This window comes from Dyadobacter chenhuakuii (assembly GCF_023821985.2).
Classification (GTDB): Bacteria; Bacteroidota; Bacteroidia; order Cytophagales; family Spirosomataceae; genus Dyadobacter; species Dyadobacter chenhuakuii.
The window spans coordinates 3,678,358-3,696,584 of sequence record NZ_CP098805.1 but is presented as its reverse complement, the minus strand read 5'-3'; the positions used below and the strand labels follow the sequence as shown (position 1 = coordinate 3,696,584).

General features: G+C 44.5%; 17 protein-coding genes. 10 read left to right on the top strand and 7 right to left on the bottom strand.

What is annotated here, in order from left to right; genetic code table 11:
• Positions 1–43: 43 nt before the first annotated feature.
• The 4 genes from NFI80_RS15260 to NFI80_RS15245 form a co-directional block, all read right to left on the bottom strand.
• On the bottom strand, positions 44–937 hold the full coding sequence (locus tag NFI80_RS15260; protein ID WP_235165114.1) for a polyphosphate kinase 2 family protein: 894 nt from the start codon (positions 935–937) through the stop codon (positions 44–46).
• 36 nt (positions 938–973) lie between these two features.
• A complete protein-coding gene (gene rdgB, locus NFI80_RS15255) occupies positions 974–1,549 on the bottom strand; it encodes an RdgB/HAM1 family non-canonical purine NTP pyrophosphatase (RefSeq protein ID WP_235156881.1) in 576 nt (191 codons plus the stop codon).
• An 83-nt stretch (positions 1,550–1,632) separates the two neighbouring features.
• Positions 1,633–2,535, bottom strand: a complete 903-nt coding sequence (locus NFI80_RS15250) for an FKBP-type peptidyl-prolyl cis-trans isomerase (protein WP_233795159.1) — start codon at positions 2,533–2,535, stop codon at positions 1,633–1,635.
• A gap of 53 nt (positions 2,536–2,588) precedes the next feature.
• Entirely contained in the window at positions 2,589–3,623 is a 1,035-nt protein-coding gene (locus NFI80_RS15245) for a DHH family phosphoesterase (RefSeq protein WP_235156882.1), read from the bottom strand.
• A 203-nt stretch (positions 3,624–3,826) separates the two neighbouring features.
• Between NFI80_RS15245 and NFI80_RS15240 the strand changes: the two genes are divergently transcribed.
• A complete protein-coding gene (locus tag NFI80_RS15240) occupies positions 3,827–4,246 on the top strand; it encodes a nucleoside-diphosphate kinase (protein WP_026631263.1) in 420 nt (139 codons plus the stop codon).
• A 76-nt stretch (positions 4,247–4,322) separates the two neighbouring features.
• Here NFI80_RS15240 and NFI80_RS15235 read toward each other — a convergent pair whose 3' ends face one another.
• Positions 4,323–4,832, bottom strand: a complete 510-nt coding sequence (locus NFI80_RS15235; protein WP_235165113.1) for a fasciclin domain-containing protein — start codon at positions 4,830–4,832, stop codon at positions 4,323–4,325.
• Between the two features lie 95 nt (positions 4,833–4,927).
• Here NFI80_RS15235 and NFI80_RS15230 point away from each other — a divergent pair, with 95 nt between their 5' ends.
• The 8 genes from NFI80_RS15230 (at position 4,928) to NFI80_RS15195 (ending at position 14,932) form a co-directional block, all read left to right on the top strand.
• A complete protein-coding gene (locus tag NFI80_RS15230; RefSeq protein ID WP_235156884.1) occupies positions 4,928–5,563 on the top strand; it encodes a 3-keto-disaccharide hydrolase in 636 nt (211 codons plus the stop codon).
• Positions 5,564–5,821: 258 nt separating this feature from the next.
• Positions 5,822–7,291 (top strand): histidine kinase, encoded by a 1,470-nt coding sequence (locus NFI80_RS15225; protein ID WP_235156885.1) that lies wholly within the window; start codon positions 5,822–5,824, stop codon positions 7,289–7,291.
• On the top strand, positions 7,254–8,039 hold the full coding sequence (locus NFI80_RS15220) for a LytR/AlgR family response regulator transcription factor (protein WP_235165112.1): 786 nt from the start codon (positions 7,254–7,256) through the stop codon (positions 8,037–8,039). Before NFI80_RS15225 ends, NFI80_RS15220 begins: the two co-directional genes overlap by 38 nt.
• 319 nt (positions 8,040–8,358) lie before the next feature.
• Complete coding sequence (uppS, locus tag NFI80_RS15215) at positions 8,359–9,111, top strand: undecaprenyl pyrophosphate synthase (RefSeq protein ID WP_235165111.1); 753 nt, start codon at positions 8,359–8,361, stop codon at positions 9,109–9,111.
• Positions 9,112–9,115: 4 nt separating this feature from the next.
• Complete coding sequence (bamA, locus tag NFI80_RS15210) at positions 9,116–11,716, top strand: outer membrane protein assembly factor BamA (RefSeq protein ID WP_233795166.1); 2,601 nt, start codon at positions 9,116–9,118, stop codon at positions 11,714–11,716.
• 52 nt (positions 11,717–11,768) lie between these two features.
• A complete protein-coding gene (locus tag NFI80_RS15205) occupies positions 11,769–12,395 on the top strand; it encodes an OmpH/Skp family outer membrane protein (protein ID WP_233795167.1) in 627 nt (208 codons plus the stop codon).
• A gap of 7 nt (positions 12,396–12,402) precedes the next feature.
• Positions 12,403–13,077 (top strand): OmpH/Skp family outer membrane protein, encoded by a 675-nt coding sequence (locus NFI80_RS15200; protein WP_026631270.1) that lies wholly within the window; start codon positions 12,403–12,405, stop codon positions 13,075–13,077.
• A gap of 256 nt (positions 13,078–13,333) precedes the next feature.
• Entirely contained in the window at positions 13,334–14,932 is a 1,599-nt protein-coding gene (locus NFI80_RS15195) for a hypothetical protein (RefSeq protein ID WP_233795168.1), read from the top strand.
• Positions 14,933–14,965: 33 nt separating this feature from the next.
• Here NFI80_RS15195 and NFI80_RS15190 read toward each other — a convergent pair whose 3' ends face one another.
• The gene (locus NFI80_RS15190; RefSeq protein ID WP_235165110.1) at positions 14,966–15,682 is read right to left on the bottom strand and encodes a lipoprotein signal peptidase; all 717 of its coding nucleotides are present in this window, start codon (positions 15,680–15,682) and stop codon (positions 14,966–14,968) included.
• Between the two features lie 50 nt (positions 15,683–15,732).
• Positions 15,733–16,935, bottom strand: a complete 1,203-nt coding sequence (locus tag NFI80_RS15185) for a proline dehydrogenase family protein (protein WP_235156889.1) — start codon at positions 16,933–16,935, stop codon at positions 15,733–15,735.
• A 188-nt stretch (positions 16,936–17,123) separates the two neighbouring features.
• Here NFI80_RS15185 and NFI80_RS15180 point away from each other — a divergent pair, with 188 nt between their 5' ends.
• Positions 17,124–18,218, top strand: a complete 1,095-nt coding sequence (locus tag NFI80_RS15180; protein ID WP_233795171.1) for a chorismate mutase — start codon at positions 17,124–17,126, stop codon at positions 18,216–18,218.
• Positions 18,219–18,227: the final 9 nt, after the last annotated feature.

Below are 18,227 nucleotides of genomic sequence, written 5' to 3'. Positions count from 1 at the left end.
TAACTATCAAAGGCGGCTGATTATTCAGCCGCCTTTTTTGTGCTTAATCCTCAGTGTTCTGCGCATTAATGACATCGATAAAGTGATGCAGTTCTTCTGACCGCTCAGGGCCTGATTCCGGATAAGACATATCCATCTTTTTAAGTTCTTCCACGATAATGTTGGCCACTGTCAGCCTCAGATTCTTTTTGTCATCGGCCGGAACAACATACCAAGGCGATTTCTTTGTAGCAGTGTTATTAATGCAATCTTCGTAAGCCTGCATATATTCATTCCACTGCCCGCGCACTTTCACATCCTGCTCCTCAAATTTCCAGTTTTTTGAAGGGTCTTCTATCCGCTCAATAAGGCGCGAAGCTTGTTCTTCCTTCGACACATTCAGGAAAAACTTGATTACCCGGATGCCGTTTCTGTAAAGATATTTTTCGAGGTTCCGAATATCCGAATATCTGTGTTTCCAAAGCTTGTCCATGTCCTCCGTCAGTTCAACAGGCAACCGTTGCGATTGCGTGATAATCTCGGGATTCACTTTGGCAACGAGCACTTCCTCGTAATAACTGCGGTTGAAGATCGTGATCGTTCCGCGTTGAGGAAGCACAAGATTACTCCGCCACAGATAATCATGTTCCAGTTCTGTTTCCGTAGGCCTTTTAAATGAATGTATTTTCACGCCCACCGGATTCACCCCTGCAAGCACATGTTTGATCGTCCCATCTTTGCCGGCCGCATCCATCGCCTGAAATATGACCAGTAAGCCATAGCGATTATGTGCGTACATCATACTCTGCAGCACATCCAGCTCCTTAGCCGACTCCGCCTGCATGGATTCATATTCTTCCTTATCCTTGTAAATGTCCTTGAAGCGCGTTTTGGCCTTTTTGATACTGAATTTCTCGGTCCCGTCGACGCGATAATCGCTTGCATTGAAGTCCGCCATTTGAATGCTGTTTAGAAATGATGTTTACTCGTTACATTATAGTTGCTTCAAAAAGCTGACCAGCCCGGCAAATGCGCGCGCCCGGTGGCTTAACTGTGATTTTTCTTCCAATGTCATTTCGGCAAATGTTCTTTCCAGATCAGCAGGCATAAATACAGGATCATAACCAAAGCCATTGCTGCCTCTCTTTTCGGTGATAATGTTACCTTCAACCGTTCCTGCAAACTGCTGATATACGCCGTTCATCACGAGTGTGATCACCGTCAGGAACCGGGCGCTGCGGTCACTGTGCGCAGCCAGTTTGCTGAGCAGCAAATCCATATTGTCATTAGCATCCCGTTGCGGCCCCGCATAATAGGCCGAATGAACGCCGGGCTCACCACTAAGCGCCGCGACTTCCAGTCCTGTATCGTCGGCAAAGCAGTTGATGCCGTAATGTTCCCAGACATATCTGGCCTTCGCAGCAGAATTCTCAGCGATTGTTTCAAATGGCTCTGGAATGTCTGCTTCACAGCCAATGTCGCTCAGTGTAACAAGCTCAAACTGGTCACCGAGCAATGCTTGTATCTCTTTTAACTTATTTAGATTATTGGTGGCAAAGCAAAGTTTCATGCTATAATGTTATGTTCAAAATGCATTTTACACAAAAAAACGGCTACTCTTGTGAAGCAGCCGTTTTAATTCATATCTGGTAGTTACCTTGTTGGCAGGCCAGGCTGTTGCTGTGCTGGCGCCTTCCCAAAATCAACCAATTCAACGTCAAATAGCAGAACCGAGTTTGCAGGAATGGCTCCCGGCGATCCCTCAGCTCCGTAAGCAAGGCCAGATGGAATGATCAATGTGCGTTTTCCGCCTTTTTTCATCATCATAATGCCTTCTTCCCAACCTGGAATAACCATTCCCACACCAACCTGGAAGTCAATAGGGCCGCGGCCGCCAGTCTGTGAGCTGTCAAACACTTTGCCGTCGAGCAATTTTCCTGTGTAATGCACTTTTACATTGTCACCTGCTTTTGGGCTGTCGCCTGTTCCTGGAACGGCATCCACATAAGCCAGGCCGGATGCTGTCTTCTGCGCTTTTCCTTTCAGGTTATTTTTTGCGATATAATCGTCAATTATTTTCGTATCGATCGCTTTTTGCTTGGAACCAGCTTCGGCAAGTTGTTTCTGGAATTCCTCAGGCGTAAGCACACTAACCACTTTCACGGTGAAGCTCAGATCAGATCCTTTTTTGATCATAGGAGGCATAGGCTGGCCGATTTTTGCAAACATTGAATCTGCATTGATCGATATTTTAGCACTGTCTCCCGCTGCAAGCAAAGCAAGTCCTTCTTCAAAACTGCCTTTATACTGAGGAGCCTGCAAAACCATTTTTTGCGGTGTGCCTTCTTTATATGTATCTCGAAGCGTAGAATCGCTGCCGTTTTTCAACACAAAGTGGAATGTCATAATGTCTCCCAATTTGGCTTTTCTCGCTTCATCTTCGTGCTCGAAAATCTGGTATTTCAGTCCGGATTCAGTAACCTGCGTCTTATGTTGGTTGCAAGCCGCTGCTAGAATAGTTACGCCCATTGCGTAACCTATTGATTTTAAATTCATTGGATTGTGTTAATTGGAAAGATTATGATGTGATTTTTGAAGTAAATTTAAGCTTAGTCAACGTTTAAAAGTTCTTGTTGGTATTCCGGAAGAATATTTAGAAAAGTGGCAACTGTATCATGCACTGATTGTTCCGATCTTCCGCCAGATGCATTTTTGTGTCCGCCGCCATTGAAATAGGTGCTCGCCAGGTCTCTCACCGAGAATGTGCCTACCGAACGGAATGAAATTTTCACTTCACCTTTTCTTTCAATGAACATAGCAGACATTACTACGTTTTCAACCTGCAAACCGTAATTAACGATTCCCTCGGTTTCTCCCGTGCTGGAATTGAATTTTTGCAGTTCCGCTTCCGTCAAAACCATGTAGGCAGTTCTGTATTCGGGTAAAACCACTAATTTCTGGGAGAGCACGTAACCTAGAAATTGCAAACGCGAGAGTGGCGCATTGTCGTAAATAAGTCGGTGCACACGGCTGGAATCAAATCCCGTGAGCATCAGGTCAGCAACGGCCAGATGAACCTCGGGCGTAACATTACCGTGTCGGAATGAGCCGGTATCCGTCATTATTCCGGCGTACAAGCATTCAGCCATGGGGATGTCGAAGATCTCAGTAACCGGCGCATTATTTTCCAGTTCTTTGATCAGCTTGTAAATAAGCTGTGCCGTAGCAGCAGCATAAGTATCCCAAACCATCCATTTTGCAAAATGCTCGGGTTCAAGGTGATGGTCTACCATTAACTTCGGCGCAGTGGCTTCTTCCACAATCCTTCCTAAATCTTTAAGTCGGGAAAGCGCTGAGAAGTCCAGGCAGCATATTAATGTAGCATTTGCAATTTTCTCCTTGCATTTAACCTGATCCGTCTGCTTTTCGTAAACCAGAACATGCTCAATGCCAGACAACCAACGTAAATTGGCCGTATAATCCGTCGGACTGATGACAGTAACTTCGTGTCCTTTTTTAATTAAATAACTTGCCCAGCCCAATGACGATCCCAGCGCGTCAGCGTCAGGGTCACGATGCATCGTAATGATGATTTTTTGGGGGTGGGATAAAAAAGAGCTAAGCTCTTCAACGGTTTGATTCACAGTTACTTAATTCGGAAAGAAGAAAATTCGGTTCGTATTCAGCCCACAAAATTAATAAAACTGTTGGGATTTGCTCAATGTTGTGCCCTAAAGGCTGGTTATCAGGCTATGTTTTAACATGCGCGCCACCGCGCAAACCGAAGCGCGAGGATATAAAATGAAAAAATGCATAGTTTTGCAGCAAATAAATTCTAGCCAACAGTATGCCAACAAATAGAACATTCACAATGATTAAGCCGGATGCCGTTAAGGACGGACATTCCGGAGCCATTATCAAAATGATTGAAGAGGCCGGGTTCCGGATTGTAGCTGTTAAAAAAACTCAGCTTAGCGCGGAACGTGCCGGAGAATTTTATGCAGTGCACAAAGAGCGTCCTTTTTACAATGATTTATGTAAATATATGTCTTCCGGCCCGATCATTCCGATGATCCTGGAAAAGGAAAACGGCGTTGCGGACTTTCGTACTTTGATCGGTGCTACCAATCCTGCCAATGCGGACGAAGGCACTATCCGCAAATTGTTTGCAAAATCCATGGAAGCCAACGCCATCCACGGTTCGGATTCCGACGAGAACGCTGCTATCGAAGGAAACTTCTTCTTTGCCCATATCGAGCAATTCTAAACATCACGGTTACCAAAAAGATCGGCCCGGTTGAACATTCAACCGGGCCGATCTTTTTTAATCTTCTTCTTTTATATCATTTTACGGCAAGGCTGTCGATAATGTGGATCACCCCGTTTGCAGCGCTGATATCAGAAAGGATAATGTCCGCTCTGTTTACAGAGAAAATGCTGTCCGTTTTGGTAATGCTCAGTTCTTTGCCTCCAATCGCCTTCTTCTTTTCTTCTTTAAGACTCTTATAATCAAGCCGCTGTTTTCCAAGAATGTGGTTATTGATAAGTTTTCGAACCGAATCTTCCGGCATCGCCGTCAACACAGAGGAAGAAAAAATATTGGCACGGCCAAAGGCAGCATTGTCAGGTGCAAAAAAAGTTACTTCACCGGTCCGCAATCCGTCGCTCATCTTGGCATAGATCATAAGATCTTTCAGAATGCTGAAACGCTCATTCTCCATGATGACTTCTGTAATCGTTTTGCCCTTTACTATGTCTTCACTCTTCTCAGTGCAGGAAATAATTACTCCTGATGGCAGCACTGCAAGTAAAAAAAATGCCAGACAACGCCCTACAAAACGGTTTTTTTTCATAGCTTTCCAATTGGTTAATTTCCGTAAAACTAATGGAAAATGTATTTTGACGGAATTCTAATTGAAATTTTTTTAATCCTAACCCCCAATTTATTATGTTAAAACTTCGACAACTTATAGTGCTCTGTGCGACTATATTGTTACTGAACTCCGCATTTTTTGTGTTCACAGCTCCTGTTCCTAACCCAGTGAAAAAGCCTGTTAAGTTATTTAACGGGAAAGATCTGAGCGGCTGGAAAGTTAACGGGACCGAAAAATGGTATGTAGAAAATGGTGAGCTGATCTGCGAAAGCGGACCGGATAAACAATATGGCTACCTCACCACTGACAAGTTTTACAAGAATTTTGACCTCTCCCTGCAATTCAAGCAAGAAGCAAATGGTAATAGCGGCGTGTTTTTCCGCTCTACGGTTACAGGAACGAAAGTTTCGGGCTGGCAGGTTGAAGTGGCGCCACCAAACCATGACACTGGCGGCATTTACGAATCTTACGGTCGTAACTGGCTGGTGCAAATCCCGGATGAAAAAGAAGGTTTCCTGAAAATGGGCGAGTGGAACACATTAAGAATCCGTGCGGTAGGGGATAATGTTAAAACTTATCTTAATGGTAATCAAATGGTTGATTTTACAGACGCTAAAATTGGCGCCGGAGATGGTTCAATAGCATTGCAGATCCACGATGGTGGCGGCATTAAAGTGCGTTGGAAAAATATTACTGTGGAAGAGCTTTAAGCTTCCTTCTTCATTCCGGTTGCAACGGCGTTCATACATTCGAAATGAGCAGTTCGTCGGAAAACGCTTACCATAGGGCTTCATGGCTGATAGATTTGTGTAAACAAGTAACACAAGTCTATTAGCCATGAAGCTTTTTTATTTTAAGTATCCGGAGAAAACCAGCGCCTTATTAAAGGATGCTGGATCGATTGACGAATCAGGAACAGAATGGATGCTAGCCCGGAGTAATCAGTAACATTGCGTTTCACTTAAATTATGAACGAAAAAGGAACGAAGCGTCTGCGGATGACGGCATCATCACTGGATGGAAGGGATTTCAGTAATATGGACCTTGAAAATGCGGATTTTAGCTTTTCAAGTCTTAAAGACATCAATTTCGATGGCGCTAACCTGCGCAATGCGAAGCTTCGTTTCGCTGCATTGGACCGCACCACATTCCGGAACTCCGACCTGCGCAATGCCGATTTGAGTTTCAGCAGCTTAACCGATGTTGACCTCACAGGCGCCAGGGTGGAGGGGGCCAATTTCAGTTTTACCTCACAAGAAAAATCATTTAACTGGCGTGATCTTAACCTCATTGGCATCATTCAAAACCAGGGTTGGATAGGGACAGTGGTCGCTGTTATCCTGGGAGCCACTGTGTTATACGGGATCAATGCGATCTCTTATTTTACTGCTGAAATCTACTTCACCAATGAGCCCGTCCGGATCAAGCTCTATCAATATCTGGTTTCCCAAAATGTTATAGCGGGGGTTTTTACCATTCTGCTAACCCAGGGAATCACCATATGGCTCGACGTTTTCATTACCCGAACCATTCTTAGGCACGTAATTTTGTCTGTAATTGTGCTCATAATGAACAATTTGCTTGCAATAGCCGTCTATTTTCTTTTTGGCGTAACGCTGGTAGACAATTACAGGAATCTTTATCCCAATGAAGCAGCTCAGAATGCGCCCTGGTATTGGTATATGTGGGGCCCGATCATTGTTGCCAATATTTTCTACTTTCTGAGCCGCGAAGGCAAACAGATTTCCAGGAAGATTTCCGATCAGGAATTTCAATTACTAAACCTGGAAAAGCTGAAAACGCGCGCCGAGCTGGATGCATTGCAGGCACGCATTAACCCTCATTTTTTATACAACTCCTTAAACAGCATTGCCAGCCTCGTCCATGAGGATCCCGATAAGGCCGAGGAAATGACACTGTTGCTTTCCAAACTGTTCAGATACACGACCGGAAGAAAAACGAACGATTACTTTGATACAATCGAGAATGAACTGGAAATGGTTGCCACTTATTTGCAGGTGGAGAAAGTTCGGTTTGGGGAGCGCCTCAGATTTACCGTTGAGGTGACCGATCCTGCATTAAAAGAATTGCATGTGCCCAAATTCATTTTACAGCCCATCGTGGAAAACGCAATCAAGCACGGCGTTGCTAAGCTGGCCGAACAAGGCGCAATTGTGGTTCGCATTTACGAAGAAGACGAGTGGCTGCATTTATGTGTGCACGACAATGGCCCGCCGTTTTCTGAAACAATGGGCGCCGGATATGGAATGAGGAGCATTCAGGACAAATTAAAATTGCTTTATGGCGATGCGGCGCGTCTGGAACTGCATAATGAGCCGCGCAAATCGGTCAACATTTCGATTCAAAAATCTGCTATTATACAAAATCAACATCAAGGCCATGACCCAATTCCCGCTGAAAACGATCCTCATAGATGACGAGCCGCTGGCATTAAGCCGGCTTCGAAGGCTTTTGGAAAAACACAATGACGTTTTCACCATTGTATCCGAAGCAAAAAACGGCGCAGAAGGGTTGGTCGAGATTGACAAGCATAGTCCTGATATCATCTTCCTGGACATTGAAATGCCCCTTTTAAATGGTTTCGAAATGCTCGCTAAGCTGACCAAGATGCCGCTGGTGATATTTTCAACGGCCTACGATCAGTATGCGATCCGTGCTTTTGAGGAAAATTCTGTTGATTATTTGCTAAAACCGGTCGAGAATGAGCGGCTGGTTAAGACCATTGAGAAGATCCGCAACATTACCAAAGCAGGCGCCAACAATCTCGCCACGGTAAATCCCTATTCCGAAAACCTGCTCAGGCTGTTAGAGGAAATGAAACCGAAAAGAGAGATCTTCTCATTGTCGGTGAAATCAGGCGACCGGATCTTGCTCATTCCGCTGACCGAGATCACCCATTTCGAAGCAGAGGAAAAGTATGTTTTTTTAAACACATTAGACGGACAAAAATATCTGCTCAATTATACGCTGACATCCCTGGAAGAGAAGCTTCCCAAGCAATATCTGCGCATTAGCCGCGCCGGGATCGTTAATTCCCACCACATCAAAGAAATCCAAAAACATTTCAACAGCAAGTATGTCATTATCATGCGCGACCGCAAGGCATCCCAGCTCACAAGCGGCAGCACATACGGAGAAGCAATCCGCCATCTTCTTGATAATTAATCGGGTTACTACGTCCCCGGACACAAAATAATGATTTTGAAGAGGGCATACTTATTCCTAAATTGCGCCCTGATTTTAAATTCCATTACTATTTTTGAGGTTAATCAACTGTTCATCAGAAGGTTTATAGCAATTTGAGACGAAGCTAAGACTAATATTTTTTTAGTTTTCGACACAGAATGCTGCATTCCTGCGTATCATGATGTACAAAGTGATCCCTTTAAAAAAGCGGGAAGTTTTAAATTTTGATCTTACTTGAAAAGATCCTCGCTGTAGTTCATTTTGTTTTTGTTAAAAAAGGTTAAAGGGGTCAGGAATAATGAAGGAGCTCATTGATACGGGCAATCTGCCAAAGCACATCGCCGTTATCATGGACGGTAACGGAAGATGGGCCCAAAACCAGGGAGCAGCGCGCATTTTCGGCCATCGCAACGCGATCAAGGCCGTTAGGGAAGTAACCGAAGGTTGTGCGGAACTAGGTGTCGGGTTTTTGACACTTTATGCATTTTCCACCGAAAACTGGGCCCGTCCCGAGTTTGAAGTAAGGGCTTTGATGGAATTACTGGTTCAGTCTATTGGAAATGAGCTGCCTACTATGCTCAAGAACAATGTAAAGCTGGACACGATCGGTGACACGGAAAGTCTGCCAAAGAGCTGCCGCAGAACATTGGCGGAAGCTGTTGAGGCTACAAAGGCAAATACAGGCCTTAACCTGATCCTGGCGCTGGGTTACAGCGGAAAATGGGACATTACCCAGGCTGCGAGGAAGATTGCGGAGGATGTAAAGAATGGTGTGATTGCACCGGAGGAGATCAACGAAGAAATGCTGGCTGCGAATCTGGCAACCCAAAACCGCCCGGAAGTGGACCTGATGCTGCGCACGGGCGGTGATCACAGGATCAGCAATTTCCTTTTATGGCAGCTTGCTTACGCCGAGCTGTATTTTTACGAAAACCTTTTCTGGCCGGATTTCAGGCGGGAACATTTATATGAAGCGATTGCCGCCTTTCAAAACAGAGAGCGTCGTTTTGGCAAAACTGGTGAACAAATCAAAGCGAATAGTGCTAAGTAATAATATGAACCTTGTGAAAAATTTGAATAGATCATTAGCACACCTCAAAAGTATTTTAGCATTGATCCTGCTTTGCTGGTGTTTTTCAGCAAATGCACAAAAGGTCGGGCTGGGAGCTGCTGGATCAAAACCTGCTTCTGCTGCCGCCAATTTGGGCATTGACCCGGCTAATCCAAAAGAATTTACAATTGCAGAAGTGACTGTTTCAGGAACCCAGTTCCTGGACCCTAATTCCATGGTTTCGATCTCAGGCTTGAAACCTGGCGATAAAATCCGCGTTCCGGGACCAGCAATCCCGTCGTCGATCAGAAGAATGATGGATTTCGGAACATTGAATGATGTTGAGATCATTGCTACGAAAGTGGAAGGCGAAAAGATCTGGTTGAACATTCACATCAAAGAGCGTCCAAGACTTTACAAAGTTTCCTTCTCAGGCATCCGCAAAGGCGAACGCGAAACATTGAATGATAAGGTGAAATTGATCAAAGGGCGCGTTATTACGCCAACCGTAATCAAGAACACCCAGCTTGTTATCAAGAAGTATTATATGGATAAAGGGTTTTACAACACGAAAGTAAAGGTGTTGCAAATCCCTGATTCAACGCGAGGACAGGCTACGCTTAACTTCACCATTACAAAAGGGAAGAAGGTTAAGATCGAGGAGATCGACATTCAGGGAAATACGGCGGTGAGCGATAAAATCCTCAAACGCAAAATGAAAGGCACCAAACAGAAAAGAATTGGCCGTCTTTTCAACCCATCCAAATACATTCCTAAAAAATACGACGAAGACAAGGAAAAACTCATCGCCTATTATCGTAAAAACGGTTACCGCGACGCAACGATTGAATTCGACTCCATTAAAAATGGTGATGAAACGATCAGCATTGTCATGAAGATTGACGAAGGAACTAAGTATTTCTATCGCGACATCACCTGGTCCGGGAATTACCTTTATACATCTGCTTACCTGGGTGAGCGTCTGGGTGTTAAGAAGGGCGACGTTTACAATCCAGAAGAACTAGACAAAAAGATCAATGGTATCCCTGGTGCCGACGTTAGCTCCATTTATATGGATGACGGTTACCTGTATTTCCGCATTGAGCCTACGGAAAAAGCTGTTGAAGGCGATTCTATCGACGTTGAATTAAGAATGTTCGAAGGAAAGCAAGCAACGATCAACCGCATTTTGCTGAATGGTAACACCAAAACCAGCGACCGCGTGGTATTAAGGGAGCTCTTCACATTGCCAGGACAGAAATTCAGTAAAACAGAGATTATCAACACGCAGCGTCAATTATCCCAAATGGGCTATTTCGACCCTGAGAAAATTCAGATCAACCCGATCCCCAACCAGCAGGACGGAACGGTAGATATCGAATACACTGTAGAAGAAAAACCTTCTGACCAGATCGAGTTATCCGGTGGATGGGGTGGATACATTGGTTTCGTTGGAACGCTTGGTTTGGTTTTCAATAACTTCTCACTGAAAAACATCCCTAACCGTGAAACCTGGCGGCCATTGCCTTCCGGTGACGGTCAGAAACTATCGTTGCGTTTCCAGGCGAACGGAAAGCAGTATCAGACCTACTCGCTATCATTCAGTGAACCATGGCTTGGCGGCAAGAAACCGATTAACTTTGGTGTGTCCTTACAGCGCACAGTTTACCGGATGACAGATCCACGTTCTTTTTATAACAATTTGGGCCAAGGTAACGGAGGTCTGAGCTACCGCGGCGGGTATTTCAATAATGGAATTACTTTATCGCTTGGTCGCCGTCTTAAGGAACCGGATCGCAATCTTGTTATGACCCATTCGCTGTCCTATCAGCGATACAGACTGGATGATCTTGATATATTCCGGATTGGATATAGCAATGGTGTATCAAACAATATTTCGTTCAACACAACGATATCCAGAAATACCCTTAGCGATTTCCAATTTCCAAGAAACGGAAGCAACATTTCTTTGAGCGGAACATTCACGCCGCCTTATTCAGCATTCAGGAAGAAGACTTTCACAGACAAGACCGACACATATCGTTGGGTAGAATATCACAAATGGATGTTTGACGCCAGCTATTATGCAACCATCACAGGAAAGCTTGTATTGAGCGCTCGTACGCACATGGGTTTCCTTGGAGCTTATGGAGACAAAGTTGGTTACAGCCCGTTCGGCCGCTTTATCGTGGGTGGATCTGGTCTGGCAGGTCAAGGTTCATTCTCACTTGCTGACCAGGACATTATCGGTTTGCGTGGTTACCAGGATCAGAAAGTAGGACCACAGAACGAGCAGGGCTTCCCGGCATCAGGAGGTGGAATTGTGTATAACAAATATGTAATGGAGCTTCGTTACCCGGTTTCACTGAACCCGCAAGCAACGATCTTTATATTAGGTTTCGCAGAGGGTGGAAATAACTGGGGAACATATAAAGAGTTCAACCCATTCGATTTGAAACGTTCAGCAGGGGTAGGAGCACGTATATTTATGCCTGCATTCGGACTTCTGGGAATTGACTGGGGTTACGGTTTTGATAAAATTCAGGGAGAACAGAAACGAAGCGGACCACAATTCCATTTTACGATTGGTCAGCAGATCAGATAATATTTCTGATTGTAGTTTCGTTAAGAAGTTTGCAAATTATTAGCTCCCTGGCATGAAGAAGTTTTTTATTTTACTAGTTTTGTCAATTCTATGTGGATCAGCGTCCTGGGCGCAAAAGATAGGTTACACAGACATGGAATTCATCACCAGTAAAATGCCTGAGTACCAATTGGCACAAACAGAGATGAAGAAGTTCTCTGACAAGTGGGCCAAAGAGATCCAGGATAAATTTCTAGAAGTCGATCGCATGCAGCGTGCTTATATGGCTGAGGAGATCCTGCTCACCGAAGACTTAAAACGGAAAAGACAGAGCGAGATTAAGGAAAAAGAACTCGAAGCCGGAGAATACAATAGTAAGATCTTTGGCATGGAAGGACTTCTTTTTCAGAAGAAGAAAGAATTGATGAAGCCTGTCCTTGAAAAAGTGCAGCGAGCAGTTACCAAAGTTTGCAGCCAGCGCCGGCTCGATTTTATGTTTGATAAGTCCAGCGATGTAGGCATGCTTTATACAAATCCCAAGCACGATTACTCGGATTATGTGATGGAGGAGCTTGGTATTAATCCAAAAGCAACAAAAGCAGCTGCGGAAGAGAAAGTAGGAAAGGCAGAGCAGCCACCCGTCCAGGCCCCGACACAAAACTCACCAAAACAAAAAAGTACAAACAGTAAACTTAAGTAACAAAGCAATGAAACAAAAATTGATAGCTTTTTTGGTCGTAATGACCATTATTACAACCCCTCTGTTAGCACAAACAACTCCTGCAAGCGGACTTACTAAAATCGGTTATACCAATGTTGATTATATAATTGGCAAGTTACCAGAAAGTAAAGTAATGCAGAACCAGCTTGAAGTTACAAAGGCTCAGTTGGATAAAGCGTTAGGAGAAACATACAAGGAAGCACAGGAGAAGTATGAAGCCTATCAGAAAAATGGCGCTAACATGACTGATGTTATCCGTGCAGATAAAGAAAAAGAATTGCAAAACCTGCAAACAAGAATTCAGGAAATGCAAAACAATGCTCAGACGTCTTTGCAGACTAAGCAGCAACAATTGCTTGAACCGATCTTGACGAAGGTTAACAACGCCATCCAGGAAGTTGGAAAAGAAAGCGGATTCCTTTACATCCTGAACATGGATGCAGGCGCTGGAACAACACCGATCATCTTGTTTGCAGCTTCTGAAGACAACAATGCAACCAATCTTATCCTAAGAAAATTGGGTGTGGATCCTGACAAAATCGAAGCAGCAGCTCCTGCGGCAGCGAAGCCGGGAACAGCTGCACCAGTAGCAGCACCTGCAAAAACAGGCGCAGCAGCACCAGCTACAACACCTGCGGCTACGACGCCAAAGAAAAAATAGTAGCAGCTTCTTTGAACTTAAAATACCGGAGGGTAGTCTTTAAAATGGCTCCCTCCGGTATTTGTATTTAGCAAGGCCGACGTTTTTACACTGCACTATTATTTGAAATGTCCAAAATCAATCTGATTAGCAGGGCTTCCGTTTTCAAATATCAATTTAAAAATTATTCAAAACGCTTTTCTATATAGTATTTGCTAGTTTTGCGTTAGACTCAAAGGGTTTCTCGACACATGGAATTAATTATATTTTGGAAGTTATGATTACAAAGCATATTCATAAAATACTGATACTTCTGACGGCCGTTTTCTTATTCTCAAAGGCGCAGGGGCAGGATAATATGAAGAGTTCTGCAACAGGCCCCTTGCAGATTGTTTTCCCGAATGAATCCGAATGGAATGTGCTGAGTGAAGGGAAGGAGATCAATTTTCATCTTCAGACCAAAGGTGGAAAAAGCGATTCTGTGCGATATAGTATTTCTACCGGTTATCTTAAAGAGATGAAGTTTGACTCGCTCGGGCATTTCATCTGGACTCCGGGTTACGACATTGCTGACCGGATCAATACTTCGAAATCCTTTCCGGTTGTGTTTGAAGCACAGAGCACATCGGGTGAAAGTGCTTCCCGAGAGGTGGTTTTTAAAGTCATGCACGTGAACCGCCCTCCGCAAGTTGACGAATTAAAGCCTTTCTACATTCAATACAGAACTCAGAACACCTACCAGATCGATATGAACTCTGTCCGTGATCCGGATGGTGATCCCGTTGTTTTTGTTCCCATTCTGGAAGAAATGCCTGAGGGAATGAAGCTTTCGGCAGCAGGTGAAATCGTCTGGGAGCCTTCTACCAAGCAGTTTAATATTTTGAAGGAATCGCCTAAGTATGTTGAGTTCTATGTAGAAGATCAGCCGTCCAAAGAGCGGACAAAAGGGAGGTTGCGATTGAACATTACGCAAATGGACCTGGCACCGGACTTTACGATTGTGCCGCAGGTTTCCACGATCAGGAGCGCGGAAAACAACCGCATTAACCTGCGGTTCGCATTGTCCGATCCAAACGGAGAAGACGACATTTCCACATTTGCATTCATTTCTGAAAATAAGAATGTTCCCAAGGAAGCTTTGGTAAAAAACGCGCCTACCAGTTACGAGTTCATATGGGAGCCGGGTTATGATTTTGTAAAAGATCCGTTTGATACTCTTTCCTTTAACATCATTTTTTACGTGATGGACAAGGCGCAGAACAAAAAGGAGAAGACGATCCGCTTTGTGATTAAAAATACTGTGGATGAAAGTCTTCGTGACGCATATGTATACGGCTTATACAAGGGCGCACTCGTGAATGCATGGGGGCTTCTGGAGCAAATGCAGGAGAAGGAAATTTACCTGAAAAAAGCGTATTCCAAAGCGAAACGCGGGAAGAGGAGCAGATCCTTGCTAAATGCTTCGCTAGGAGCAACGACCGGGCTGGCGCCACAGTTTACAGACGATAAGGGAAAAGCCCGTGGTTACATTACAACCATTGGCGGGACGACGGTTGCGACGGTTGGAACATTGGAGGCAACTGAGGTGATCGGTAAGTCCACGAACGGACTTTTAGATCGTTTTAATTACGTATTGCAAAAGAAAAATGAGCTGCAAAATAAAGGAGATGTTTTTGCCCGTGAATATGCTCAGAAATCTGCGCGGAGGACACCTGATTTTATCCGTAAACTCGACGAATTCAAAGCGCTTATGAACCTGAGTGGTTTGGTAGCATTGGAACTGGATGCGAATTGGGAAAGCAAGAAGGAAGCCACAGATGCTGCACTGAAAAAGTCCTTTAAGGATTTTGTGCCACTAACCAAAGAAGAGAATTAATATCAAGATCATATCAAACGAAAAAAGAGAGCCTTAGCTCTCTTTTTTCGTTTCGTCATCTTCCAGTTTAACAGGAGTGGAAGGAATGTCTGTGTGCTCATCCGTTGCGCTTAATGTCGTTTCAACGGGTGTTTCATCCTCATCTTTATGATCTGAATCATCTGAATGATCCGAGTGAAAGCTTCCCTGGAATATTAAAATGCTGCATACGCCGATGAAAATGCATGAATCGGCAACGTTGAAGATCGGTGTAGAGTAATATTGTCCTCCCCAGACAGGAATCCATTCCGGAATAAACCCTTCCCAGAAATCAACAAAAATCATGTCAATAACCTGTCCATGAAACCAGGGAGTAGGAGAGCCGTAAGGCGCATTTTTAAGCAAAACGCCATAGAATGTGCTGTCAATTACATTACCCACCGCGCCGGCAAGTATCATCGACAATGCCCAAAGCAATCCCTTTGAAGCGCCTGAGCGGGCCAAATGGATCAAATACCAGCCAATGGCGCACATGGCCACAAGGCGGAATAATGTCAGAAAAAGCTTGCCATATTCGTGCCCCAGCTGCATGCCGAACGCCATCCCCGGATTAAGTACATAATGTAGTTTCAGCCAATTGCCGATCAGTGGGATCTGCCCGGAAAATCCAGGTTCCATATATTTGTAAACCAGGAATTTAGAAAGCTGATCCAGCACGATAAGCAGCAAACTGAAAACTAAATATGGCGTTGGATTTCGGGATTGATTCATTCGTTTTTCAAACAATTGACAATTTCAAGAATGCGAAAGTAATAAGTTACTTATAAAGAACCGATTCCCCTCCGCTTCAATTCACTTTTAACCAGCAGATACTCCCTGCTGCTTTGGCCCGCAATAGAGGTGTTTTCCTCCGCACGGCGGATCAGATAAGGCAAAACAGCGTCAATCGGGCCATAAGGAACATACTTGGCAACATTATATCCCGCCTTCGACAAATTAAAGGAAATGTTATCGCTCATGCCCAGCAATTGTGCAAACCAGATCCGGTCATCATTCCGGCTGATGCCCTGCTTTTTCATCTTGGCAGCACAGTATTGCGAGCTGTATTCATTATGTGTGCCCAGGCAGATCGAAATGTGTTCGATGTGGTCTAAACTGAAATCGATGGCTGCGTTGTAGTCGCTGTCCGTTGCTTCCTTCGAAACATGGATAGGATTAAAATATTCGTTTTCCCTCGCCCTGAGCCGCTCTTTTTCCATATATGCACCCCTAACGAGCTTTCCGCCAAGGAAATAGCCTTTCTGCCGTGCGGCGAGATAAGCACTTTTCAATCCTTCCAGCGTATCATGCCTGTAAAGTTGGTATGTGTTGTAAACGATGGCTTTTTCGCGGTTGAATTTTTGCATCATTCGGTAGGTCAGGTCGTCGATGATGCCCTGGATCCAGCTTTCTTCCGCATCCACAAAAATGCGGACGTTCTTATCATGTGCATGGCGGCATAATGTCTCCACACGCTCCTGAATGCGGGCATATGCGGCCTCTTCCTCGCTCGTAAGCTCCTCGTTTCGCTGGATTTTTTCCAGCAGATCCGCGGAAGCAACACCCGTAATCTTGAACACAGAAAAAGGGATCGTTTCTGAGGAAGCGGCCTTATCGATCGTTTTCAGTATTTCATTCGTTGTAGCATCAAAGCTTGCTTCGTCGTCCTCACCTTCCACTGAGTAATCCAGGATGGTGCCAATGCCCGACCGGCCGAGCAATGAAATGGTTGGGTCGCAGTCCCTAATCGTCTCACCGCCACAGAATTGTTCAAAAATGGTAAGACGGATAACATTTTTTATCGGTAAGTGAAGTTTTAGTGCAAGCTTTATAAAAAAAGTGCCTAAATTTACCACTCGAGCCTGATTCATGAGGCTGAATAACCAGTAAGTTTTACGTAGTTGAGCGTCTGATTTTGATGCAAATGCGACGGAAGTATCTTCAAAAAATACAGGTATTTCGTCTTTTGGAGAAGGATATGCCATTTTTTAATTATACGTTTTTCCTAAGTGAAAGTTTAGTGTTTTTGCTTAAAATCACTGGAAGAAAGTAGTACGCATTAAGAAGTTGATTGACTTTTGTTATATCAAATGTACGTCAATCCCAGAAATACGCATAACACCGGATCAAAATATTACAATTATCATTTTTTATTAAGGACAAGTTTTTGAATATGAATGCTTCTTTAGATATCCTTCCGTTAAGCAGTTGGATCAATACCGAAGGTAAGCCTTTGGTAATCGCCGGACCTTGCAGCGCAGAGACCGAGGAACAAATGTTAGAAACCGCAATCCAGATCAAAGAGGAAGGATTTGCGCACGTAATCCGTGCGGGAATTTGGAAACCGAGGACTCGTCCAGGAAGTTTTGAAGGCATGGGAGAAGCTGCTTTACCCTGGTTACAGGAAGTAAAGAAACAAACCGGAATGCCTGTTGCTGTTGAAGTTGCAAATCCTCAGCACATTGAATTAGCATTGAAATATGGTGTGGATATACTTTGGATCGGCGCGCGTACAACCGTGAACCCGTTCAATGTTCAGGAACTTGCGGATGCTTTGAAAGGCATTGACGTTCCTGTTTTGGTGAAAAACCCTGTAAACCCTGACCTGCAATTGTGGATCGGTGCTTTGGAGCGTTTGAACCAGGCTGGCGTACGGAAATTGGGTGCAATCCACCGCGGTTTCTCGAACGCTCAGGAAACGAAGTTCCGTAACTCCCCAATGTGGAACATTGCGATCGAATTGAAAACGCTTTTCCCTGAATTGCCTGTTATCGGTGATCCAAGCCACATGGCCGGAAAACGTGCTTACTTATATGAATTGGCACAACGTGCGCTTGATTTGAACTATGAAGGTTTGATTATCGAATCACACCGCGAGCCGGATAAAGCTTGGTCTGATGCTGCTCAGCAGTTGACGCCAGCTGCCCTTGGTCAAATGTTGCATGACCTGCACGTTCGTAAAGAGTCTTACGGCAGCGATTACCAATCTCAATTAGAGATCATTCGTGGCAAAATTGACAACCTGGACCGCGAAATGCTTGAAACATTGGCAAACCGCATGGCTTTGGTTGAGAAATTGGCCGAATACAAACGCGATAACAACGTTGCCGCTTACCAGGTTGACCGTTTCCGTGAAGTTTTGGAAACGCGCGCAGGATGGGGCAAGAGCATGAATTTATATCCAAACCTTGTCGACGAGCTTTTCAAACTTGTTCACATGGAATCAATCCGCAAGCAAACCGAGGTGATGAACCAGGTGAATGTTTAGGATTTAAGA

Bases quoted from the DNA above. Each gene is read 5' to 3' on its own strand.
- uppS (WP_235165111.1), top strand. From the start codon at position 8,359: ATGAAGGAGCTCATTGATACGGGCAATCTGCCAAAGCACATCGCCGTT.
- NFI80_RS15205 (WP_233795167.1), top strand. From the start codon at position 11,769: ATGAAGAAGTTTTTTATTTTACTAGTTTTGTCAATTCTATGTGGATCA.
- NFI80_RS15200 (WP_026631270.1), top strand. From the start codon at position 12,403: ATGAAACAAAAATTGATAGCTTTTTTGGTCGTAATGACCATTATTACA.
- NFI80_RS15220 (WP_235165112.1), top strand. From the start codon at position 7,254: ATGACCCAATTCCCGCTGAAAACGATCCTCATAGATGACGAGCCGCTG.
- NFI80_RS15190 (WP_235165110.1), bottom strand. From the start codon at position 15,682: ATGAATCAATCCCGAAATCCAACGCCATATTTAGTTTTCAGTTTGCTG.
- NFI80_RS15195 (WP_233795168.1), top strand. From the start codon at position 13,334: ATGATTACAAAGCATATTCATAAAATACTGATACTTCTGACGGCCGTT.
- NFI80_RS15250 (WP_233795159.1), bottom strand. From the start codon at position 2,535: ATGAATTTAAAATCAATAGGTTACGCAATGGGCGTAACTATTCTAGCA.
- NFI80_RS15240 (WP_026631263.1), top strand. From the start codon at position 3,827: ATGCCAACAAATAGAACATTCACAATGATTAAGCCGGATGCCGTTAAG.
- NFI80_RS15230 (WP_235156884.1), top strand. From the start codon at position 4,928: ATGTTAAAACTTCGACAACTTATAGTGCTCTGTGCGACTATATTGTTA.
- NFI80_RS15225 (WP_235156885.1), top strand. From the start codon at position 5,822: ATGAACGAAAAAGGAACGAAGCGTCTGCGGATGACGGCATCATCACTG.
- bamA (WP_233795166.1), top strand. From the start codon at position 9,116: ATGAACCTTGTGAAAAATTTGAATAGATCATTAGCACACCTCAAAAGT.
- NFI80_RS15235 (WP_235165113.1), bottom strand. From the start codon at position 4,832: ATGAAAAAAAACCGTTTTGTAGGGCGTTGTCTGGCATTTTTTTTACTT.
- NFI80_RS15260 (WP_235165114.1), bottom strand. From the start codon at position 937: ATGGCGGACTTCAATGCAAGCGATTATCGCGTCGACGGGACCGAGAAA.
- NFI80_RS15180 (WP_233795171.1), top strand. From the start codon at position 17,124: ATGAATGCTTCTTTAGATATCCTTCCGTTAAGCAGTTGGATCAATACC.
- NFI80_RS15185 (WP_235156889.1), bottom strand. From the start codon at position 16,935: ATGGCATATCCTTCTCCAAAAGACGAAATACCTGTATTTTTTGAAGAT.
- rdgB (WP_235156881.1), bottom strand. From the start codon at position 1,549: ATGAAACTTTGCTTTGCCACCAATAATCTAAATAAGTTAAAAGAGATA.